The following is a 19,382-nucleotide window of genomic DNA, read 5'->3' as shown; positions in this document are numbered from 1 at the left end:
GGAAGGGATGAAGACATTATGATGAAGCTCATTCTGACCAGCACCGTTGACAAGCTCGGCATCGCCGGCGACGTCGTCGAGGTCAAGGACGGCTACGGCCGTAACTTCCTCCTGCCTCAGGGCAGGGCCATCCGCTGGACCCGCGGAACCGAGAAGCAGATCGATGGCATCAAGCGGGCGCGCGACGCCCGTGAGGTGCGCGGCGTCGAGCACGCTCAGCAACTGCGCACGCAGCTCGAGGACCTCAAGGTCACCGTCGCTGCCCGCGCTTCGGAGGCGGGCCACCTGTTCGGTTCCGTCACCGCTGCTGACCTGGTTCAGGCCGTCAAGAAGGCCGGTGGCCCCACCGTCGACAAGCGCACCGCTTCGTTCCCGAAGCCGGTGAAGTCGGTCGGCAGCCACACCGCAGCCATCAAGCTGCACCAGGCCGTCACCGCGTACGTCCCGTTCGAGGTCGTCGCCCAGTGATCGTCTGATCGCAACCTGCAAGAGCCCCGGCTTCGGCCGGGGCTCTTGTCATTTCTTGGCTGAGTCAGTCGACGGGTGACTGGAGCCAGTCGTCAATCTCCGCCAGCCAGCGGCGCTTGTCGTCGGCCGGGGCGAAGCTGGCGTTGACCGACGAGCGCGCCAGCCCGGCCAGGGCCGCGTCGTCGAGTCCGTGGACCTCGCGCGCTGTGACGTACTGGTCCGTGAGCCTGGACAGGAACAGCAGCGGGTCGTCGGCACCCAGAGCGATATCGGCCCCGGCGTCGAGGAGCGCGCGGAGGGGCACCTCATCCGGCTCGCGGTAGACGCCCAGCTGCACGTTCGACGCCGGACACACTTCGAAGGTGATGCCCCGGTCGATCATCCGGCTCAGCAGATCGGGGTTCTCGACGGCGCGGACGCCGTGCCCGATGCGGGCGGGCTGCAGGTGCGCGACGACCTGCTCGAGGTGGTCCGCCCCCCGCAGCTCGCCGCCGTGCGGCACCCCCGGCAGGCCGGCGCGCCGGGCGATCCGGAACGCGCCCTCCCACTCGTGGGTGCGGCCCTCGCGCTCGTTGTTGTTGAGCCCGAACGCGCACACCTCCCCGGCGCCCTGGCCGGCGTGCCGCGCGGCGATCCGCGCGAGGGTGCGGGCGTCCAGCGGGTGCCGGATGCGCGAGGCGGCCACCACCACCCCGATCTGCACGCCGGAGCTGGCGGAGGCGACCCGGGCCTCGTCGCACACGATCTCCAGCGCCTCCTGCAGCCCTCCGACGGAGGAGGCGTACGACGTGGGGTCCACCTGCAACTCCAGCCGGCGCGAGCCCTCGGCGGCGTCCTCAGCTGCGGCGTTGCGGACCACCGCGCGGAGCGCCTCCTCGCCCCGGACGGCGGCGCGGGCCACGTCGTAGAGGTGTTGGAAGCGGTTCCAGCCCCGCCTGTCGTAGGGCACGTCCAGGGGTACGCCGTCGATGAGGGTGGGAGGCAGGTCCATGTCGCGGGCCTCCGCCAACTGCCGGAGGGCGGGCACACTCAGGGACCCGGTGAAGTGGAGATGCAGATGTGCCTTGGGCAGCGCGGCCAGATCCCGCGTCGGTTTCGGCTCCTGCAACATGTGCCGATGGTAGTGAATCAATCCCGTGGGGCAAAGACGCATCTCCGCCTGTAGCCTTGACGCTCATGAGCGCCCGATTCCTCACCACATGGCCGTGCCAGGACGCCTGCGGCACGATCAAGACCGACGAGCTGGTCGAAGGCGCGCCGGTCTACCGGTGCCCGGGGTGCGACACCACGTGGATCGAACTCAACGAGCGGACCGAGGTCGCCGCCCAGCCGGGGGCAGGGCTCCGTCCCGAGCAACACCGCTGACGGCGACGGACCCCAGCACGACCGGGTTGGCCTGATCAGAAGACGCCACTGACCGCCCCCGGGACGGGTAGCTTATGACCGGGTCTGGGTCGAACCCCTGACCTGGATCGTCGGCGCGGCCACTACTACCTCCCGTGGCTCTTCACCGCCGAGGAGGTCGAGCAGCAGAGTGGTGGCTTCCGCGCCCAGACCGGCCGGATCGTAGGCCAGCGAAGTGATCGGTGGGGAGGTCACCCGGCACAACGCGGAGTCCTCGAACGACACGATGGCCACGTCGTCCGGGATCCGCACGCCCATGGCATTGATCGCGCCAAGGCCGCCCAGCATCAGGCCCTCGTTGTCATAGATGATGGCCGTGGGTGGATTGTCGGCCATGAGTAACTGGTGCGTGATGGCCTGGCCGGCGTTGATGGTGCCCGGGTTGGTCTCGCTCCGCAAGGTCTCGATGCCCAGTTCCCGGCACGACTCGGCAAAGGCGGCGGACCGTTTGAGGGTGTGGATCAGGTTCGTGGGAGCCGGGATGTGCGTGACGCGCCGGTGCCCCTGAGCTGCGAGGTGGCCCACGATGAAGCGCATGGCCGCGGCGTCGTCGACACGTACGTTGGGCAGTTCGTTGCCAGGAAGCGAGCCGATCAACACGGCGGGCATCGTCAATTCTTCCAGGATGGCCGGCCGGGGGTCGTCCATCACGGGGTCTGTGAGGATCACACCGTCGACACGGCGCTCGAAGTGCCAACGGCGGTAGGTTTCGAGTTCCTCCTCGGGGGAAACGATGAACTGGAGCACCAAGGCCAACCCGTGCGCGGTCAGCACTTCCTCGATCCCGGCTATGAGGTGCATCAGGAACCGCTCGCCCGTGGACTCACCAGTGGGTCGTGGCAGCACCATGCCAACTGCCTGCGCTCGCCCCGCGGAAAGCGCGGCGGCGGCGACGCTCCGGTGCCAGCCGATCTCCTGGGCGACCTGCAGCACGCGGGCCCGCGTCGACTCGGAGACACCTGGGCGGTTGTTCAGCGCAAACGAGACCGCGGTGGGCGAGACGCCCGCGATGCGTGAGATGTCCTTGATGGTCGGGCGGGGCATGCACTCATCCTTCCATCGTTCACCCCCCGGAATGCGCACCGGCCGGTGGGAACGAAGAGACACGCAGCCGGAACGCGCATTATCGGCACCCCCGGTACGGTGAGGGTGACGAAGGGGGCTCGCCTGTGAGCGCAACCACTGGAAACCAGGACCCGGTCCAGCCGGACGGCGCGGATGCCACCGCGCCGTGGCGCTCGCTGGTCATCGGTGCCGCAGCGTTGCTGCTGGCGCTCCTGCCGCACCTGGCCATGGCGGTGAGTGAGGCCTTCCGTGGCGCCTCTGCGGGCGGGCCGTTCCGGCTGGCCTTGAACCTGTTCAGCTACTACAACTCGGTCTCGGTCGTCGTCATGGCCGCTGCCTTCACCGCGCTCGGCCTGAGGATCTGGCGCGCCAAGCGAGGGCCGGTCGCGGCTGGCCCGGCGGCGTTCGTCGCGACGGTGGGCATGGCCCTGCTCGTGGTGGTCAGCTTCGTCGACCTCTCCGGGAATGCCCTCAGCCCCAGCCCGCCAGCCATGCTCGTGATGACCATGGCCGTCGTCGCCGCCTACTCCGGCTACGCGGTGCTGGCCTACTGGCTGCTCATGCGAGGCCCCATCGCCTTGACCGTCGGATTGGGTCTGCTCTACCTCCCGACGGTCTACTGGCTCACGGGGCTGATGTACGCGGTGGTTGGCCAGACGGGTTCAGCGGCCATCCTCTACGTGCCCTATGTGGTGGCCGCCGGCCTCGGCCTCGCGCTCGGCCGCCTCGGGTGGGACACGCCACGCCGGATCCTCGCCTGGCTCGCGGTGCTACTCATCGTCACCGTGGGCGTGGCCGGTCATGTGGTCCTCGACGCGGCGCTCACCGTGGGGGGCTTCGAGCAGACGTGGGCGACGTTCTGGATTGTGCTGCAGGGCTCGCTCATTTCCGCGGGGATCGCCCTGATCGTGGGCGTCCTCGTGCGCCTCATCGACACCCGCCGCGGAGCCAGGTCCGCAGCTTCCGCCGGCTGAAGGCCACCGTCGACAAATTCGGGGGCCGGTGTGGATCATCCACACCGGCCCCCGTTCAGTTGCATTGCGTCAGACGGCAGCGAACCCGTTGGGGTTGTCGTGCTGCCAGCGGTAGGTGTCGGCGCAGGCGTCGGCCACGGTCTTCTCCGCGTGCCAGCCCAGTTCGTTGTGCGCCTTGTCGACGTTGGCGTAGCTCTCGGCGACATCGCCCGGGCGGCGGGCCACGATCTCGTACGGGATCTCCTGGCCGGCTGCGGCCTCGAACGCGTGCACGATCTCCAGGACCGAGGACGGCTGGCCGGTGCCCAGGTTCCAGACGTGGTAGCCGGTGTGGTCGCCGAGGTAGTTCAGCGCGGCGAGGTGACCGGCGGCCAGGTCGACCACGTGGATGTAGTCCCGGCGACCGGTGCCGTCCGGGGTGGCGTAGTCGTCGCCGAAGATCATCAGCTTCTCGCGGCGACCGGCGGCCACCTGCGCCACGAACGGCAGCAGGTTGTTCGGGATGCCCTTGGGGTCTTCGCCGATGCGGCCGGATTCGTGGGCACCGATGGGGTTGAAGTACCGCAGGATCGCCACCGAGAGCTCGGGGTTGGCCGCCGAGGCGTCCTCGAGGATCTGCTCGAGCATGTGCTTGGTGCGGCCGTACGGGTTGGTGGCGCCGGTGGGCGCGTCCTCGGTGAACGGGGGCTCCGACTCCTCGCCGTAGACGGTGGCGGAGCTGGAGAAGACGATGCGGTTGCAGCCGTGCTTGGCCATGGTCTCCACCAGCGTGATCGTGGAGCCGATGTTCTCGCGGTAGTACGTCAACGGGATCTGTGTGGATTCGCCCACGGCCTTCCAGCCGGCGAAGTGGATCACGGAATCGGGTCGGAAATCGGCGAAGGCCTTGTCGAGAGCCGCCGCGTCGCGCACATTGGCCTCGACGAACTGGGCTTCGCGCCCGGCGAGGTCTGCGACGCGGCGCAGCGACTCCTCGGAGCTGTTGGACAGGTCGTCGACGACCAGGACGTCGTGACCATCCTGAAGAAGGGCAAGTGTGGTGTGGGAGCCGATGTAGCCGGCGCCACCGGTGACGAGCACGCGCATGGGTGGGGTTCCTCCTCGGGTTCAGCCCCAACTCTAGACCTGTGCAGCGGACGCTGAGCGGTGCGGGTCGCTGCTTGAGCGAATCGCTCAGCGCTCGTCAGCACTCGATGAAGGCGACCGCGAGGCCGCCCTCTGAGGTCTCCTTGTACTTGCTGAGCATGTCGCGCCCGGTATCGCGCATGGTGCGGATGGCCTGGTCGAGCGTCACGCGGTGCCGCCCGTCCCCGTTGAGCGCCAGCTGCGCCGCGTTGATGGCCTTGACCGACGCCATGGCGTTGCGTTCGATGCAGGGCACCTGCACCAGCCCGCCGATGGGGTCACAGGTCAGCCCGAGGTTGTGTTCGAGCCCGATTTCCGCTGCGTTCTCCACCTGGGCAGGCGAGCCGCCCATCACCTGGGCCAGGCCGGCGGCTGCCATCGCGCAGGCGGATCCAACCTCACCCTGGCACCCCACTTCGGCGCCGGAGATGGAGGCGTTCATCTTCAGCAGCACCCCGACGGCGGTGGCCGCCAGCAGAAAATCCACCACGTCCTCGTCCCGGGCGCCGGTCTGGAACTTCATGTAGTACTGCAGCACCGCGGGGATGATGCCGGCGGCACCGTTCGTCGGTGCCGTCACGACGCAGCCGCCGGCCGCGTTCTCCTCGTTGACGGCCAGCGCGTAGAGGTTGACCCAGTCCATGGCTGAGAAGGTGCGGGTGATCAGGTTGGGGGCGTCGTCGCGGGAGACGAGGTGGCGGTACAGGTCCGGCGCCCGCCGCGGGACGCGCAGCCCGCCCGGGAGGAAGCCCTCCTGCAGCACGCCGCGCTCGATGCAGCCGCGCATGACGGACCAGATCTCCAGCAGCGCGGCCCTGGTCTCCTCCTCCGGACGCCAGGCCAGTTCGTTGCGGGCCACCAGCTCGGCGACGTTCAGGTCGTGCAGCGAGCACAACGCCAGCAGCTCCTCAGAAGTGCTGAACGGGAACTCGACGGTGACGTCCGCCACCCCGGTCTCACCGGCCTCGGCCTGCGCCTCGTCGACGACGAACCCGCCGCCGATGGAGTAGAACGTGTTGGTCATCAGTTCCGCACCGTCGACGCCGAGGGCGGTGACCGTCAGGGCGTTGGGGTGCCATGGCTTGGATTCGCGGTGGAACAGCAGATCGGTGGACCAGTCGAACGGCAGCTGGCGCTCCTTGAACATCAGTCCGTCGCCGTGCACCACGGCGTCCACGGCCGCCTTCATCTCGTCCGGATCAACCCGCTGGGGCTGGAATCCGAGCAGCCCGGCGACGACGGCGCGGTCCGTCCCGTGCCCCAGCCCCGTGGCCGCGAGTGAGCCGTAGAGGTCGACGCGGACCCTGGCCACGTCGTCGACCACGGGGCTTGCGAGGAGTTGGGTGCGGAAGAGCGCGCCGGCTCGCATGGGGCCCATCGTGTGGGACGACGAGGGACCCACCCCGATCTTGAACAGGTCAAGCGCGCTGATCGCCATGTACCGACGATACCCTCAGCGCGCGCCTCCGTAGGCGGGGCGGGACGGCAGGGTGGCGCGGATCCGGAGGGGACGACCCCGCTCGATGTGCAGCCGCAGCCCGTCGTGCACCATGAACCAGGCCAGCACCCCGATGACGGCCATGCCCGTGGCCAGGGAGGCCGCCAGCACCGACGCCCGGGGACCGAGCACCTCGCCGAGCCAGCCGATCAGCGGCGCACCCAGCGGGGTGCCGCCGGCGAAGATCGCGACGTAGACCGCCATGACGCGCCCGCGGTACTCAGGCGCGGTGGACAACTGGACCGCCGCGTTCGCCGTCGTCATCACCGTGAGGGCGAAGAAGCCCGAGGGGATCAGGAGCAGCGCGTAGACGGTGTAGTTGGGCGCGAACGTCAGGGCAAAGGTGCTCACCGCGAAGCCGGTCAGGGCCATCAGCACGGTGCGCAGCGACGGGTTCGCCCGCCGCGTGGCGCCGAGTGCCCCGGCGAGCGTGCCGATGGCCATGATCGTGCCGAGCAGGCCGAACTCGCGGGCTCCCGCGTGGAACACCTCTGTGGCCATGGTGGCGTTGAAGATCTGGAAGTTCATGCCGAACGTGCCCAGCATGAAGACCACCACCAGTAGCACGATGATGTCCGGCCGGCCGCCCAGGTACCGCAGGCCGTCCATGGCGGCGCCACGCGCCTTCACCATGGGCGCGGGGTGCAGTTCGTCTGCGCGCATCAACCCCAGCGAGGCGATGAAGGCGAAGAAGCTGAGCCCGTTGATCAGCAGCGTGGGACCCACGCCGACGGCGGCCACCAGGACGCCGGCCAGGCCGGGGCCGATGAGCCGCGCCCCGTTGAACGAGGTCGAGTTGAGCCCCACCGCATTGGGTAGCAGTGTGAGCGGCACCATCTCCGACACGAACGACTGCCGCGCGGGGTTGTCGAACGCGGTGATGGCACCGGTGATCAGCGCGAAGACGTAGACGTGCCAGAGCTGCACCGTGCCCGTCGCCACCAGGCCCCACAGGGCCAGCGCGGTGGCCGCGAGCGCCAGCTGTGAGATGACGAGCACCTTGCGCTTGTCGAAGCGGTCCACCACCGCCCCTGCGTAGGGGGCGAGCAGCGGGATGGCGAGGAACTGCAGCGCCGTGACGATGCCCAGCGCGGTGCTGGAGTTGTCCGTCAGCTCGGTGAGCACCAACCAGTCCTGGCCGATGCGCTGGATCCAGGTGCCCAGGTTGCTGACCAGGGCGCCGACGAAGAAGAAGCGGTAGTTGCGCACCGCGAACGAGGCGAACGTGCGCCAGCGTGTGGTGATCTCAGGCATGCGACACCTCCAGAAGGAGGTCGGCGGCCTTCCTCAAGAGCGCCAGCTTGTCGTCGTCGAGGGAATCGATGTGGGTGAGCATCCAGAGGTCGCGGTGCGCGATCGTCTCCTGGACCACCTCGTCACCGGCCTTCGTCGAATGGATAAGGACTTGGCGCCCGTCGTGTGGGTGCGGCCGCTTCTCCACGAGGCCGCGCTCGCAGAGGGCGTTCAGCGTGCGGGTCATCGACGGCGTGCTGACGCGGTCGTCCTCTGCCAGCTGGGTGGGGGTCTGGGGGCCGACGCGATTGACGCGTGCCAACACCGAGAAGAGGTGAGGCGGGAGCTCGCTGGTGGACTCGAACCGGACACGGCGCGCGATGCGCTGGCAGGCGAGTCGGAGGTCGTTGGCGAGGGCGGGCTTATCGAGGGGCGCGGTCGCGGTGCCGGCCGAAGTGGAGGAGGTATTCGTCACGGGTTCCTTTCGTGGACCGGAAGTTACCCTAGCTCATTACCTCAGCTAATCAAAATATCGAGGATGGGGAGTCCACAGAATGAACGAACTGGCGGTCCCGCGCTCTTTTCGAGCGCGGAACCGCCAGCTGATGGTGCGGTGGAAGTGGCCGGCGTCAGGCCGACTTGTCCTCAGCATCCGGCGCGGGCTGGTGTGACCAGCTCGGCGGCTCGTCGCCGCCCGCCTCCTCGTCTGCCTCCGCCAAGGCGGCCGTCTCGTGGACGGTTCCCTGCGCATGGTGCGTGGGGGCGTAGACGACATAGAGCTGCAGGGGCTCCTGGCCGGTGTTCAGGACGTCGTGCCACGTTCCGGCGGGCACCTGGATGGACCAGCCGTCCTCCACCTCCTGCTCAAAGTCCAGGTTGTCCTTGGACGGGCCCATCACGCACTTGCCTTCACCCGCGTCGATGCGCAGGAACTGGTCTGTCTCGGGGTGCATCTCCAGGCCGATGGATTCCCCCACGGGGATGGACATGAGGGTCACCTGGAAGTACTTCCCCGTCCAGGCGACCGTGCGGTAGTTGGTGTTTTCCCGCGTGGCGGTTTCGATGTCGAACGCGTTGGGCTGAGGCCCGTTGTCGGTGATCTTCATGATTTCCTCCTACTGGCACACAGTAGTGGCGCCGGGCGACAACCGACGGAGGTGCGGGTGAAGACCATCCCTGGGGCTGGGGTCCACCCGCCCGTGCGCCGCCGTCAGCCACGTAGGCTGGGGCGATGAACCCGATCGCCAGCTTCCGGTCACTCCTGGGGCGCACCCTGCGCTCACGGGTCGCGGGAGAGGACGCCGACGCCAAGGCCGCGCTCATCTGGGGCGCGGAGGGCGATCGGTGGCACAGCCGCGAGGACGTCATCTGGCACGTCAACGGCGACGCCGCGATGTACGCCGGTGGCATCCGGGCGCTGCTGCTCCAGGCGCTGCACCCGGCCGCCATGGCCGGCGTCGCCGGGCATTCCGGCTACCGGTCGGATCCGTGGGGTCGCCTCCAGCGCACCTCCGAGTTCATCGCGATGACAACGTACGGGCCCATCCCGTCCGCGGAGGCGCTGATCGCCAGGATCCGTGACGTGCACGAACGGGTCCGCGGCAAGACCGACGACGGCACGCCCTACCGGGCCTCGGACCCCCACCTGCTCGCGTGGGTCCACATCGCGGAGACCCAGAGCTTCCTCGCCAGCTTCCAGCACTTCGGCGACCGGCGGCTCACCCAGCAGGAGACCGACGAGTACGTCGCGCAGGCGGCCCCCGTCGGCGAGCTGCTCGGCGCCGTCGACCTGCCACGAACGGAAGCTGAGCTGCTTGCCGCCATCGAGAAGTACCGGCCCGAACTACGCGCCTCGCCGCCGGCCCTCGACACCGTGGACTTCCTGCTCAAGAACCCACCCGTGCCCTGGCCCGCCCGCCCCGGCTACTGGATGCTGGCCGCTGGCGCCATCTCGACCCTGCCCCCATGGGCGCGCCGCGAACTGCGGCTCCCCGCGGGCCGGTGGTTCGACGTGCTGTTCGGTCAGCCCCTCGGCCGCTTCTCGGCGACGATCGTGCGCTGGGCGCTCACTCCCGAAGCCCGTCGCGACCGGTTGGGGGCGCCGCCCCGCGCTTCAGCCTCCTGAGCCCCCTAGGAGCGAGCGAAGCTAGCGAAGGGCGCGGCCAGGATCTCCCGGACCACGGCCGCCGGGTCGTCAGCACCCATCACGGCGCGCACCACGGCGACCCCCGCCACCCCCGCCTCGGCGAGTGCCGGCGCGTCCGCCGCCTGCACATCGCCGATCGCGACGACTGGTAGCCGGGTCGCGGAGACCATCGCCGGGTAGCCAGCGAGACCCAGGGGCTCGCGCCCCGAGTCCTTCGTCGGGGTGCGCCTGAACGGCCCGGACCCGACGTAGTCGATCACCCCCGCGAGCTTGTCCGCAGCGCGCACGAGTTCCAGCGTGCCGGTCGTCAGGCCGATGACCGCGTCCGGCCCGAGCAGTTCACGCGCGGCCACCGCCGGCAGGTCGTCCTGCCCCAGGTGCACCCCTTGCACCCACTCAGGCGACTCCCTCAGCGCGGCCAGGGCCACGTCGACCCTGTCGTTGACCACCACCTTCGACGACGGGTTGGCCTCGTGCACCGCCCGCCCCACGTCGAGCGTCAGGCGCAGCAGCTCCCGCGCGGAGAGGTGCTTCTCCCGCACCTGGATCACGCCGGCGCCGGCCCCGGCCGCCGCGGCGGCCTTCGCCACCACGTCCGGTCCGTTCCCGGAGGTGATCACATAGCAACGAAGGTCGATCATTCTGCTGCCCTTTCATCCGCTGCCGACGCTTCCAGGGTGGCGAGCGCGTCCACCAGCGCCACCTTGAACGACCCCGGCCCCGAAGCGACGGCCGCCGCGTCCTCGGCGGCCAGACACAGCCAGGCCGTCGCCGCGTGGGCCGCGTCGAACGGGTCAGCCACCGCGGTGCACGCCGCGATGAGCGCGCCCAGCGTGCAGCCGGTTCCGGTGACCCGGGTCAACAGCGCGTGCCCGGCGGTGACGCCGATCCTGCGCTCACCGTCGGTGATGAGGTCGCGCGCTCCCGACACCGCGACGACGGCGTGGGAGGCCCGAGCCAACAGGGTCGCCGCTTGCGCAGCCTGCTCAGGCGTGTGCGCGGTGTCGGCGCCCCGCCCCGTCACCCCGGTGCCCGCGATGTTCAGGATCTCCGAGGCGTTGCCGCGGACCACGGCCGGCGCCTCGGACAGCAACCGGCGGGCCAGCGGCGTGCGGACCGGCGCGATCCCCACCGCCGTCGGGTCCAATACCCAGGGAGTGCCCAGCGAGTGGGCCCTGGCGACGGTGGCGGGGATGCCCGCCATACCGTCGGAGGAGAGGGTGCCGAGGTTGATCAGCAGCGCGTCGGCCACCTCCACCATCGACGGCGCCTCCTCCAACGTCTCGGTCATCATGGGCCGCGCGCCCGCGGCGAGCAGGGCGTCGGCGACGAAGTTCATCGACACCGCCGCACTCAGGCAGTGCACCAGCGGTGCCCGTTCGCGCACGGCCGTGATGACGTCGGCGATCATGCGGCCACCTGACGGGAGGCGACAGCCTCGAGGTCGTCTGTGAGTTCCCGCGGCCGCAGGGCCGGGCCCACCGCGCCGCACACCGCGACGAGAGCGCCGCCCAACACCATGAGGCCCACGACGGCGGTGTCGCGCCCGAACCAGCCCTCCAGCGTGGGCAGGTAGAAGGGGTACAGGGCCGGGATGACGATGGACACGCTGTAGGCCGTGCCGTAACCCGTGGCCCGCACGGCCGTGGGGAAGCGCTCCGACAGGTACGCGCCCACTGGGCCGTAGGCAGTGACGGTCAGCACCTGCAGGGCGACGGCGCACACGGCGATCAGCCACACGGCCGGGCCGCTCATGATCGCCAGCCACAACAGCGGCGCCGACACCGCCGCGAGCACTCCCCAGATGACGAAGAACCGCCGGCGGCCCAGCACGGTGGAAAGGTGCCCCGTGACACCCATCACGATGGCCTGACCGACGGCGGCGCACCCCATCACCAGGCTCACGCTCGTGGGCGCCAGCCCCACGTCGGTGCCCAGCCGGGGCGTCAGCATGATCACGGTGGTGTTGGTCAGGAACCACAAACCGCTCATCAGGCCGAACATCTGCCAGAACGCGGGTGCGTAGGCGCCGGTCAGCACTTCCAGCAGCCCGAGCCTGCGCCCCGTGGCGCGGCTGCGGTGGAACACCGGCGCGTCCGTGACGTGTCGCCCGTAGTAGATCAGCATCCCCACCGACGCCAGGCCGCCCGCCGCGAAGGAGGCCCGCCAGCCCCAGGCCGCGTAGTCCTCGGCCCCGAGCGCCACCAGCAGGATGCCCGTGGCGAACGCGATGGTGGCCTGCGCCCACGGCGCCATCGACATGATCAGGCCGGAGAACAGGCCGCGGCGCCTCGGCTTCGACCACTCCATCGCGAGCGGGATCGCCGCTGAGTACTCCCCGGCGATGAAGATGCCGCCGAGGAAGCGCAGGGCGATGACGATCATGATCGCCGCGCCTCCGATCGACTCGTGTGTGGGGACGGCCGCGATGCCGAACGTGCACGCCGCGGTGCCGGCGATGGCGACCTTCGTCGTCGTGGTGCGGCCGAGGCGGTCGGCGATCTGGCCGAAGACCATGCCCCCGATGGGGCGGCCGAGCAGCATCGCCATCACGACGATGGCGCCGGTGGTGGCCGCGGCATGCGGCCCCGCGAGCACGGTCAGGGCCGGGGCCAGCGCGACGAGTGGCAGGAAGATGTGCAGTTGGTCGACGTAGTTGCCCAGGACGCCGCCGCGGAGCGCAGCCTTTCCCTCAGGAGGCAGCGTCCGCGGGGGCGCGGTGGTGGGCATTGCAAGGGTGTGTGACATGGTTCACTTCCTTCGCCGGCATGACCCGGACAGGTTCGGACGGTCCGGGCCGCATCAGCCCCATCTCAGCCCTCTGCCGAGGGCACCCGCGTGGATGGCAGCACCCTAGCCCACCGTCGGCCCGCGCTAAAGGGGGTAGCCGGACGTGGAACGCCGCCGTAGCGTTGAAGGACCCGAGCAGGAGGTGGAGATGAGCCCCAAGGCATGGAGCGCCAAGCGCGAACGGCAGTACGAGCACATCAAGGAGGGCCTCGAGGAGCGCGGCGAGGACGAGGACACGGCTGAGGAGATCGCCGCCCGCACAGTGAACAAGGAGCGCGCTCGGGCAGGCGAGGCGAAGGAATCCAGCAGGTTGTCCCGGGAGGACATCTCGTCAGGCCGACGCGGTGGCCTCCGCTCCCACAAGGGGCCGGGTGGCCGTACCCGGGACCAGCTCTATGAAGAGGCCAAGCGCAAGAACATTGAGGGCCGCTCGAAGATGAACAAGGCGGAGCTGGAGAAGGCAGTCGACAAGAAGTGAATCAGCCGGCGTCGCGGACGTCCGCGATGACCTTCTCGCCGAAGTCTGCGCGGTTGAGCAGCGTGATGATCCTGCGGGCCGCCTCGTCTGGCGATGACAGACGGCCCTCGTCCTTCAGTGCCTGGAACTGGTCTCGCGCCGGGAAGTCCGTGCCGCGGATGGCTTCCTGCATCTGGGTGTCCACCACGCCCGGGGCGATGGAGGCCACGCGCACGCCCTCGAGGTTCTCCTCGGCGAGCGCCACGGCGTGCATGTCGACGGCGGCCTTGCCCGCGCAGTAGGTGCTCCACGTGGCGTGGGGGCGGCGCGCCGCCCCGCTGCTGATGTGCACCACGCGCAGAGGCGCCCCAGCGGTACGCAGCCGCACCACGGCGTCGGTCAGGATGATGGGAGCGGTCACGTTGACGTTGACCGACCGCTCGATCTCCGCCGGGTCCAGCGTGCCCACGAAGCCGATGGGCGACACCGCCCCCGCGTTGTTGATCAGGATGATGTCCGAGGCGCCCGCCAGGAACTCCGCGAGTGCGCCGGATTCCAGCCACGCTTCCAGTTCCGACGCCGACCCCAGGTCCACCTGGGCGCCGGCAGAGCGCGACACGCCGAGGACGGCCCAGCCGTCGGCCTCCAACTGCGAGGCGAGCGCGGCACCGAGGCCCTTGCTGTGGCCGGTGACGATGGCTTTTCTGGTCATGGGGTTCCTTTCTGGCAGGTCTCTCGTCGCCACCGTACCGGGCCTCCCCGAGGCCCATTGACCGGGCGATTAGGATCAGCGCATGACCCGACTGGATGCCTGGCTGTGGGCGGTGCGCGTATACAAGACCCGCTCGCTGGCCACGACGGCCGTGCGCGGCGGGCATGTCAGGGTGAACGACCTGCTGCCCAAGGCGTCACAGCATGTGGTGGCGGGCCAGGTCATCCGGGTGCGTAAGGACCAGGACGAGAAGATCCTCGAGGTGGTGGACCCCGGTCTGGCCAAGCGGGTCAGCGCGCCGCTGGCGCAGGCCGCCTACATCGACCGGACGCCCGAGAAGCCGCCACCCATCCCGGAGATGGTGGGCCGCGTGGCGGTGCGCGACCGCGGAGCCGGCCGCCCGACCAAGCGTGAACGCCGGGCGATCGAGCAGCTCCGCGGCCACTAGAGTCGGCTAGGCGCCGGCCAGCAACGCCTCCTCGGCCTGCTTGGTCCAGACGCCGTTGTTCAGCTTCGCGGCGACATGCGGGAGCTTCTCAGGCATGTCCACCAGACGCGTCAGCTCGAGGTCGTGCAGCATCGGGTACACCATGATCTTGCCGCCGCTGGTGCGGTTCATCACCGAGTCGATCGCGTCCTGGAAACCCTTCATGCCGGTCACGGCGTCCAGGCTGATGTGGGTGTCGATGATGCCTTCCTCGATCTTGCGCAGCACTGTGCGCATGTCCGAGACATCCGAGCCTGAGGTGCCCAGCATGAAGATGCGGCGCTCGACGATGCCCTGGAGGTCGAAGTCGCCCAGGGTGCCGGCGGGGATGCCCGCGAAGGCGTTGAGGATCGCCCCTTCGCCGGCGAGGTCCACGGCCTGGCTGACCAGGGCCGGGACGGGCACCATGCACGCGATGTGCGTGAAACCGTGCTGCAGTTCCTCGTCGCCGGTGTTCACGTAGGTGATCGGCACGCTACGGCCGGCGGCGATGGGATCGACGGTGCGCGACAGGTGCGTCAGCCGGTCGTCGCTGAGGTCTGTGCCGGTGACGCGGATGCCCTCCACCCCGGAGGTGACGGCGCGGATGGTGTGCATCATGCCCATGGGGCCCGCTGCGCCGATGATGGCGACGTTGTCGCCGGCGCGCAGTTCGCCGTTGGCCGGCACCCAGGCGTAGCCGTCGGCCGGGTCGTCGCCGGTGGTGCCGACGAAGCGGATGAAGTCGTAGTGGACGCGGCCGATGTCGAGGGCCACCTTGCGGCCGATCGTCCCGCCGCTGAGGACCAGGCAGTAGGTGGCGCGCGTGCCGAGCAGCGGCGCCGTGGCCTCGATGACCTCAGGGTCTGAGCCGTAGTAGATGATGTCGTCGAACACCTGGCCCTCGAGCGAGGCGACCTCGCCCGGAGTCACGGAGACGGTCTCTGCCGGCACGTGTGCCGAGGTGAGCGCGTCCAGCCCGGTGGGCTCGCCGTCGCTCACGACCAGGAGGCGACCGCCGTCCTTGAGATGGTCGCGCTCTGCCCACGCGTAGGAGCCTTCGACGGTGGCCCAGGGCTCGATGAGACCCACCGCGGCCGCGGACGGGCCGTCGGAGACGTGGATCAGGAACTCCTCACCGTTGGGCGCCACGACGCAGCGCTCGTCGATGAGGGCGTACTCCTGCAGGGCGCCGTCGAAGTTGTACCCGAAGGCGCCGTTCGACTTGGCGGTGCGCAGGTGCTTCCAGTCGGCCTGCACGAGGACTCGGTCGCCCACTGCGAAGTGGGTCACCTGGTCGCCGACCTTGACGATGCGGCCCACGGGCTCGTGCCCCGGGACCACCGGAGCGGCGCCGGGGTGGTACGACGGGATCTCCGGCAGCGCGTCGAGGTCGATGCCCTTGACCACCTCGGCCTTGCGGGGGTGGGAGTCGAAGGCGTGGAGCAGTTTGGTGTCGGAGAAGCAGATGCCGCACGCCTCCACCTGGAGGAGCATCTGATGCGGGCCGACCTCGTCGACGGGCTTCTCGGTGTTCAGCACGATCTCGTCGACGCCGACGAACTGGATGGCATGCTGCAGGGCGGGAATCTGGGTCACGAGGGACACCCTTTCTCTGAGTGCTACGGATCAAATCTAGGCGCGTTGCCGTCCGAAGGAAGGCTGTCCGCGCGAACTGGGCATATGCTCACCAAGGTGCTGACCCCCACGCCCAACGACCTCGACCTCGTCGTGCGTGCCGCCTGGCTCTACTACGAGGACGACCTCACACAGGCGCAGGTGGCCAAGCGGCTGTTCGTTTCGCGCCAGACCGTCGGCCGGCTACTCGAAGCGGCCCGCCAGCACGGGATCGTGCGCATCGAGATGGACTCGCAGTACCTCGCCGCCATGCAGCTGGCCACCAGGCTGAAAGAGGCCTCTGGGCTGACCGACGTCATCGTGGTCCCCACCGCTGAGGGCAGGCTCTCGCGCGAGCGCACCAACGAGCGCGTCGCCGCCGCGCTGGCCGCCTACGCCAGGCGACACCTGCACCCCGGCGCCGTCGTCGGCGTCTCCTGGGGCGATTCGGTGGCCCGTGCACTGGTCGAGCTGTCCGAGGAGTCGCTCGACGGTGTGCAGTTCGTCGCCTGCGCCGGTGAGCTGAGCGGGATCGACGACGTGCTCACCCGCTCCCCGGGGGTGCTGCGCCGGCTGCGCACCGTGCCCGCACCGCTGCTGGTCTCGAGCGCCGAGATGGCCAGCGCGCTGGCCGACGAGCAGGCTGTCCGCGAGGTGTTGGACCTGGCCCGGTCCGCCGTCGTGACGCTGACGGGGATGGGGTCGGCGACCCCCGGCGGATCAGCTGTCCTGGCGGGGGTGACCACCGACGAGGAGGTGGCCGGGTTCGCCGCGCGTGGAGCGGTGGGCGACATGCTGGGGGAGTGGTACGACGCGGAGGGCCGGGTGGTCGCCACCCCGTGGTCCGAGCGGCGCATCGGACTGGGGCTGGACGAGTTGCGGGAGATGAGCAACGTCGTCGGGGTCGCCGGCGGTGTGGAGAAGGTGGGCGCCATCCGCGGCGCGATCCGCGGCCGGCTCATCACGGCCCTGGTCACCGACGAGCCCACCGCGCAGGCGCTCCTCGCCGGCTGAGTACCGAGCCGGTTACCGCAACTCCACGAAGCTGAACATCCCGGCGGCGGCGTTGCGCGTCAGCTTCCCGTCGGCGTCCTTCGCCACGATGATGATGCGCTGCGACGCGGGCAGCACCATCCGGCCGCCGGGGGCGAGCTGCGCCTCCAGGTCCTCCGGAACGCTCCCGCCGTCGGCCGAGACCAGGATCCGGTCGTAGGGCGCAGATTCGGGCCAGCCCAACACACCCTCCTCCGCCTCCTCGAAGCGCGCCCACGGAAACCGGTTGTCCATGTGCAGGCGACCCATCTGCACCAGCTCAGGCACGATGTCCACGCCGACGACCGAGCCGCTCTCACCCACCAGGTAGGCGAGCAGGGCGGTGGTCCAGCCCGAGCCGCTGCCCACGTCGAGCACCTTGTCTCCGGGTTGCGGGTCCAGATGCTCCAGCATGTAGCGCACCGTCCAGGGTTGCGAGTTGGTCGCGTCGTGACCGATCGCCAGCGCCCTGTCCAGATCAGCGAAGGGCTTGACCTTCGGCGGCAGGAAGTCGGCGCGCGCCACCACGTCGAATGCGTCGTCGAGCTTCGTCATGTCTCCAGTCTGCCCCGTCGCGCTGCGCAGGGGGTGACAAAGAGGCGCCGCACGTGGTGTGCGGCGCCCCGTGGCAACTCCAGCAGGAGGGATCAGCCCTCGCTGCCCTCCTCGACAACTTCCGAGCGGATCTCGCGCTGACCGCCGGAATGGGCGACGGACACCTTGCGCGGCTTCGACTCCTCAGCCACCGGCAGCATGACGGTGAGGACGCCGTCGGTGTAGTCGGCCTCGATCTTGCCGGCGTCGATGCCGCGTCCCAACATCAACTGGCGGGCGAACGTCCCGGTGGCGCGCTCCCGCGTCAGCCACTGGGTGTCCTCCGCGGCCTTGCTCTGGCGCTCGGCGCGGATGGTGAGCGTGCGGTCGTCGATGTCGATGTCGATGCTCGACGGGTCAACGCCAGGCAGGTCGATCTCGGCCACGAAGTGATCGGCCGAACGATAGACATCCATGTTCATGCCCGGCTGGGAGGTGGAGCGCTGCTCGAACAGGCGCTCCATGTCGCGGAACGGATCAAACGTGCGTGCCATGGTTTCCCTTTCTCTGTGTGCAGCTCTGGGTTGAGCCTCTTGGACTCAAGTTTAATCCGTGCGTGTCGGTAGTCAAGTCCGAGTTGAGTCAACCGCGCTCAACTTCGTTCCCTCCGTCTGACTTCGTTCCCTCCGTCTGGGCGACTGTCGCGCTTCGCTCCCCGCGTTAGGCTGGGTTGGTGACTGGAGCGACGCGCCGCAGGGGGTGGCGGGCAGGCCTGTGGGTGCTGCTCGCCGTGGCACTGACCATGGGCGGTGGGTACCTCGTCTGGTCCGGGCTCCAGGAACGTCCGCCGGAGGAGACCCCGGAACCCAGCCGGCAGTTCTCCATGAGCGCCGAGGAGGCCATCGCGGCCAGGCCGTCGGCGGCCCCCGACGTCGAGCCGCTCGTGATCGAGGAAGAGGCCAAGGCTGAACTGGGGCCGTTCGTGCGTACCGAGCCGGTCGAGGAACCTCCGGCCGATGGTGACGGTGGCGGAAGCTTCGTCAGTCGACTCCAGATCCCGTCGATCTACGTGGATGCCGGCATTGTGAACCAGGGAGTCTCCGCGGACAACGCCATGACGTTGCCGCGCAACCTCTCGAAGGTGGGCCTTCTCAACACCGTCCAGCCGCTGCGGGCCGGCACCGGGTCCACTCTCCTCGCCGGCCATGTCGTCTACAGCGGGGACCGCGGCGCTCTCTACTACCTGGGGGAGGTCGAACCGGGCGCCAGCATCAGCACCTGGGACGACCGGGGCCGACGCCAGGAGTGGGTGGTCAGCGGCGTGCACCTGTACCGCCAGACCGAACTCCCGGACAGGCTCTTCGCAACAGACGGCGAACGCCGGCTCCACCTGGTGACCTGCGGTGGGGATTTCATCCGGACGAGCCGCGGCTGGATCTACTCCGACAACATCGTCGTGACCGCCGTTCCGGTGTCGTAGCCAGGCGTAACTCCGTGAAGTAGCGGCAGTGAGCGCGATGTCTGTTTCCGGCCATGGCTCATCTGCGTCCGCCAAGCCCCTGATCAATGCGCTGACCAGCCGCTCAATACTTCGCAGGCACGTAAGGAATTGCCTGAAAGTTCATTACTAAAAGGTGGCGACAAACGCCCCCGGCGTGGCATATGGTGCTGAACAAGGGTTTAAAGGGGGGCACCGTCCATCGTGGGGGACATCTACTGACACAACGGTCATTCCCCGACGTTCGACACACGCCTCCCGGGCCGATCCCGGGGCAGCTGCGGCGCCGATTGCCGCGGCCCCCGCAGACCGAAGTGGGGAAGATTGATGTCTGGGCAGTCGCACACATTAGGCCATGTTCCA

Annotated in this window: 22 protein-coding genes and 1 riboswitch; of the genes, 8 read left to right on the top strand and 14 right to left on the bottom strand. The window is 69.3% G+C overall.

Going from position 1 to position 19,382, the window contains the following annotated elements; translation table 11 throughout:
- Window positions 1–21 precede the first annotated feature (21 nt).
- Window positions 22–468, top strand: coding sequence for a 50S ribosomal protein L9 (rplI, locus tag C3E87_RS12525; RefSeq protein WP_076063453.1), 447 nt, complete (start codon window positions 22–24; stop codon window positions 466–468).
- 64 nt (window positions 469–532) lie between these two features.
- Here the strand turns inward: rplI and C3E87_RS12520 are convergent, their stop codons facing one another.
- Window positions 533–1,579, bottom strand: coding sequence for an adenosine deaminase (locus tag C3E87_RS12520; RefSeq protein WP_076063419.1), 1,047 nt, complete (start codon window positions 1,577–1,579; stop codon window positions 533–535).
- 65 nt (window positions 1,580–1,644) lie between these two features.
- Here C3E87_RS12520 and C3E87_RS12515 point away from each other — a divergent pair, with 65 nt between their 5' ends.
- The gene (locus C3E87_RS12515) at window positions 1,645–1,833 is read left to right on the top strand and encodes a hypothetical protein (RefSeq protein ID WP_076063416.1); all 189 of its coding nucleotides are present in this window, start codon (window positions 1,645–1,647) and stop codon (window positions 1,831–1,833) included.
- 72 nt (window positions 1,834–1,905) lie between these two features.
- Here the strand turns inward: C3E87_RS12515 and C3E87_RS12510 are convergent, their stop codons facing one another.
- On the bottom strand, window positions 1,906–2,916 hold the full coding sequence (locus C3E87_RS12510) for a LacI family DNA-binding transcriptional regulator (protein WP_076063414.1): 1,011 nt from the start codon (window positions 2,914–2,916) through the stop codon (window positions 1,906–1,908).
- Between the two features lie 125 nt (window positions 2,917–3,041).
- Between C3E87_RS12510 and C3E87_RS12505 the strand changes: the two genes are divergently transcribed.
- Complete coding sequence (locus C3E87_RS12505; protein ID WP_076063412.1) at window positions 3,042–3,911, top strand: hypothetical protein; 870 nt, start codon at window positions 3,042–3,044, stop codon at window positions 3,909–3,911.
- A 69-nt stretch (window positions 3,912–3,980) separates the two neighbouring features.
- Here the strand turns inward: C3E87_RS12505 and galE are convergent, their stop codons facing one another.
- From galE to C3E87_RS12480, 5 genes are all read right to left on the bottom strand, one after another.
- Entirely contained in the window at window positions 3,981–4,997 is a 1,017-nt protein-coding gene (galE, locus tag C3E87_RS12500; RefSeq protein WP_076063409.1) for a UDP-glucose 4-epimerase GalE, read from the bottom strand.
- Window positions 4,998–5,094: 97 nt separating this feature from the next.
- On the bottom strand, window positions 5,095–6,474 hold the full coding sequence (locus C3E87_RS12495; RefSeq protein WP_076063407.1) for an L-serine ammonia-lyase: 1,380 nt from the start codon (window positions 6,472–6,474) through the stop codon (window positions 5,095–5,097).
- Window positions 6,475–6,489: 15 nt separating this feature from the next.
- The gene (locus C3E87_RS12490; RefSeq protein ID WP_076063405.1) at window positions 6,490–7,788 is read right to left on the bottom strand and encodes an MFS transporter; all 1,299 of its coding nucleotides are present in this window, start codon (window positions 7,786–7,788) and stop codon (window positions 6,490–6,492) included.
- Window positions 7,781–8,242, bottom strand: a complete 462-nt coding sequence (locus C3E87_RS12485) for a MarR family winged helix-turn-helix transcriptional regulator (RefSeq protein ID WP_076063403.1) — start codon at window positions 8,240–8,242, stop codon at window positions 7,781–7,783. Before C3E87_RS12485 ends, C3E87_RS12490 begins: the two co-directional genes overlap by 8 nt.
- A 154-nt stretch (window positions 8,243–8,396) precedes the next feature.
- Entirely contained in the window at window positions 8,397–8,873 is a 477-nt protein-coding gene (locus C3E87_RS12480) for a cupin domain-containing protein (protein ID WP_076063400.1), read from the bottom strand.
- Between the two features lie 125 nt (window positions 8,874–8,998).
- On the opposite strand from C3E87_RS12480, the gene C3E87_RS12475 reads away from it, so the two are divergent.
- Window positions 8,999–9,892, top strand: coding sequence for an oxygenase MpaB family protein (locus tag C3E87_RS12475; protein ID WP_076063398.1), 894 nt, complete (start codon window positions 8,999–9,001; stop codon window positions 9,890–9,892).
- A 5-nt stretch (window positions 9,893–9,897) separates the two neighbouring features.
- On the opposite strand, the gene C3E87_RS12470 is transcribed toward C3E87_RS12475, so the two are convergent.
- The 3 genes from C3E87_RS12470 to C3E87_RS12460 all read right to left on the bottom strand — a co-directional run bounded on the left by C3E87_RS12470 (window position 9,898) and on the right by C3E87_RS12460 (window position 12,661).
- Window positions 9,898–10,554, bottom strand: coding sequence for a thiamine phosphate synthase (locus tag C3E87_RS12470; protein WP_076063396.1), 657 nt, complete (start codon window positions 10,552–10,554; stop codon window positions 9,898–9,900).
- Window positions 10,551–11,324 (bottom strand): hydroxyethylthiazole kinase, encoded by a 774-nt coding sequence (thiM, locus tag C3E87_RS12465; protein WP_076063394.1) that lies wholly within the window; start codon window positions 11,322–11,324, stop codon window positions 10,551–10,553. Before thiM ends, C3E87_RS12470 begins: the two co-directional genes overlap by 4 nt.
- Window positions 11,321–12,661, bottom strand: a complete 1,341-nt coding sequence (locus C3E87_RS12460) for an MFS transporter (RefSeq protein ID WP_076063391.1) — start codon at window positions 12,659–12,661, stop codon at window positions 11,321–11,323. Before C3E87_RS12460 ends, thiM begins: the two co-directional genes overlap by 4 nt.
- Window positions 12,652–12,761: riboswitch (TPP riboswitch) on the bottom strand. (Overlaps the previous gene by 10 nt.)
- A 90-nt stretch (window positions 12,762–12,851) precedes the next feature.
- On the opposite strand from C3E87_RS12460, the gene C3E87_RS12455 reads away from it, so the two are divergent.
- A complete protein-coding gene (locus C3E87_RS12455) occupies window positions 12,852–13,181 on the top strand; it encodes a plasmid stabilization protein (protein WP_076063388.1) in 330 nt (109 codons plus the stop codon).
- A gap of 1 nt (window position 13,182) precedes the next feature.
- On the opposite strand, the gene C3E87_RS12450 is transcribed toward C3E87_RS12455, so the two are convergent.
- Window positions 13,183–13,872 (bottom strand): SDR family NAD(P)-dependent oxidoreductase, encoded by a 690-nt coding sequence (locus C3E87_RS12450; RefSeq protein ID WP_076063386.1) that lies wholly within the window; start codon window positions 13,870–13,872, stop codon window positions 13,183–13,185.
- A gap of 82 nt (window positions 13,873–13,954) precedes the next feature.
- On the opposite strand from C3E87_RS12450, the gene C3E87_RS12445 reads away from it, so the two are divergent.
- Window positions 13,955–14,320 carry an RNA-binding S4 domain-containing protein gene (locus tag C3E87_RS12445; RefSeq protein ID WP_076063383.1) on the top strand — a complete coding sequence of 122 codons (366 nt, stop codon included), beginning with the start codon at window positions 13,955–13,957 and terminating at the stop codon, window positions 14,318–14,320.
- 6 nt (window positions 14,321–14,326) lie between these two features.
- Here C3E87_RS12445 and C3E87_RS12440 read toward each other — a convergent pair whose 3' ends face one another.
- Window positions 14,327–15,937: an alcohol dehydrogenase catalytic domain-containing protein gene (locus C3E87_RS12440; protein ID WP_076063381.1), complete on the bottom strand. Its 1,611-nt coding sequence runs from the start codon at window positions 15,935–15,937 to the stop codon at window positions 14,327–14,329.
- 84 nt (window positions 15,938–16,021) lie between these two features.
- On the opposite strand from C3E87_RS12440, the gene C3E87_RS12435 reads away from it, so the two are divergent.
- Window positions 16,022–16,969, top strand: a complete 948-nt coding sequence (locus C3E87_RS12435; RefSeq protein WP_076063379.1) for a sugar-binding transcriptional regulator — start codon at window positions 16,022–16,024, stop codon at window positions 16,967–16,969.
- Window positions 16,970–16,981: 12 nt separating this feature from the next.
- Here C3E87_RS12435 and C3E87_RS12430 read toward each other — a convergent pair whose 3' ends face one another.
- The gene (locus C3E87_RS12430; RefSeq protein ID WP_076063376.1) at window positions 16,982–17,542 is read right to left on the bottom strand and encodes a protein-L-isoaspartate O-methyltransferase; all 561 of its coding nucleotides are present in this window, start codon (window positions 17,540–17,542) and stop codon (window positions 16,982–16,984) included.
- A 92-nt stretch (window positions 17,543–17,634) separates the two neighbouring features.
- Window positions 17,635–18,075, bottom strand: a complete 441-nt coding sequence (locus C3E87_RS12425) for an Hsp20/alpha crystallin family protein (RefSeq protein WP_076063374.1) — start codon at window positions 18,073–18,075, stop codon at window positions 17,635–17,637.
- Between the two features lie 179 nt (window positions 18,076–18,254).
- Between C3E87_RS12425 and C3E87_RS12420 the strand changes: the two genes are divergently transcribed.
- Entirely contained in the window at window positions 18,255–19,001 is a 747-nt protein-coding gene (locus tag C3E87_RS12420; RefSeq protein WP_143571038.1) for a class F sortase, read from the top strand.
- Window positions 19,002–19,382 lie beyond the last annotated feature (381 nt).

Origin of the sequence: Tessaracoccus sp. ZS01 (assembly GCF_022342445.1) — a bacterium.
GTDB lineage: Bacteria > Actinomycetota > Actinomycetes > Propionibacteriales > Propionibacteriaceae > Arachnia.
This window is presented reverse-complemented; position numbering and strand designations above follow the sequence as displayed.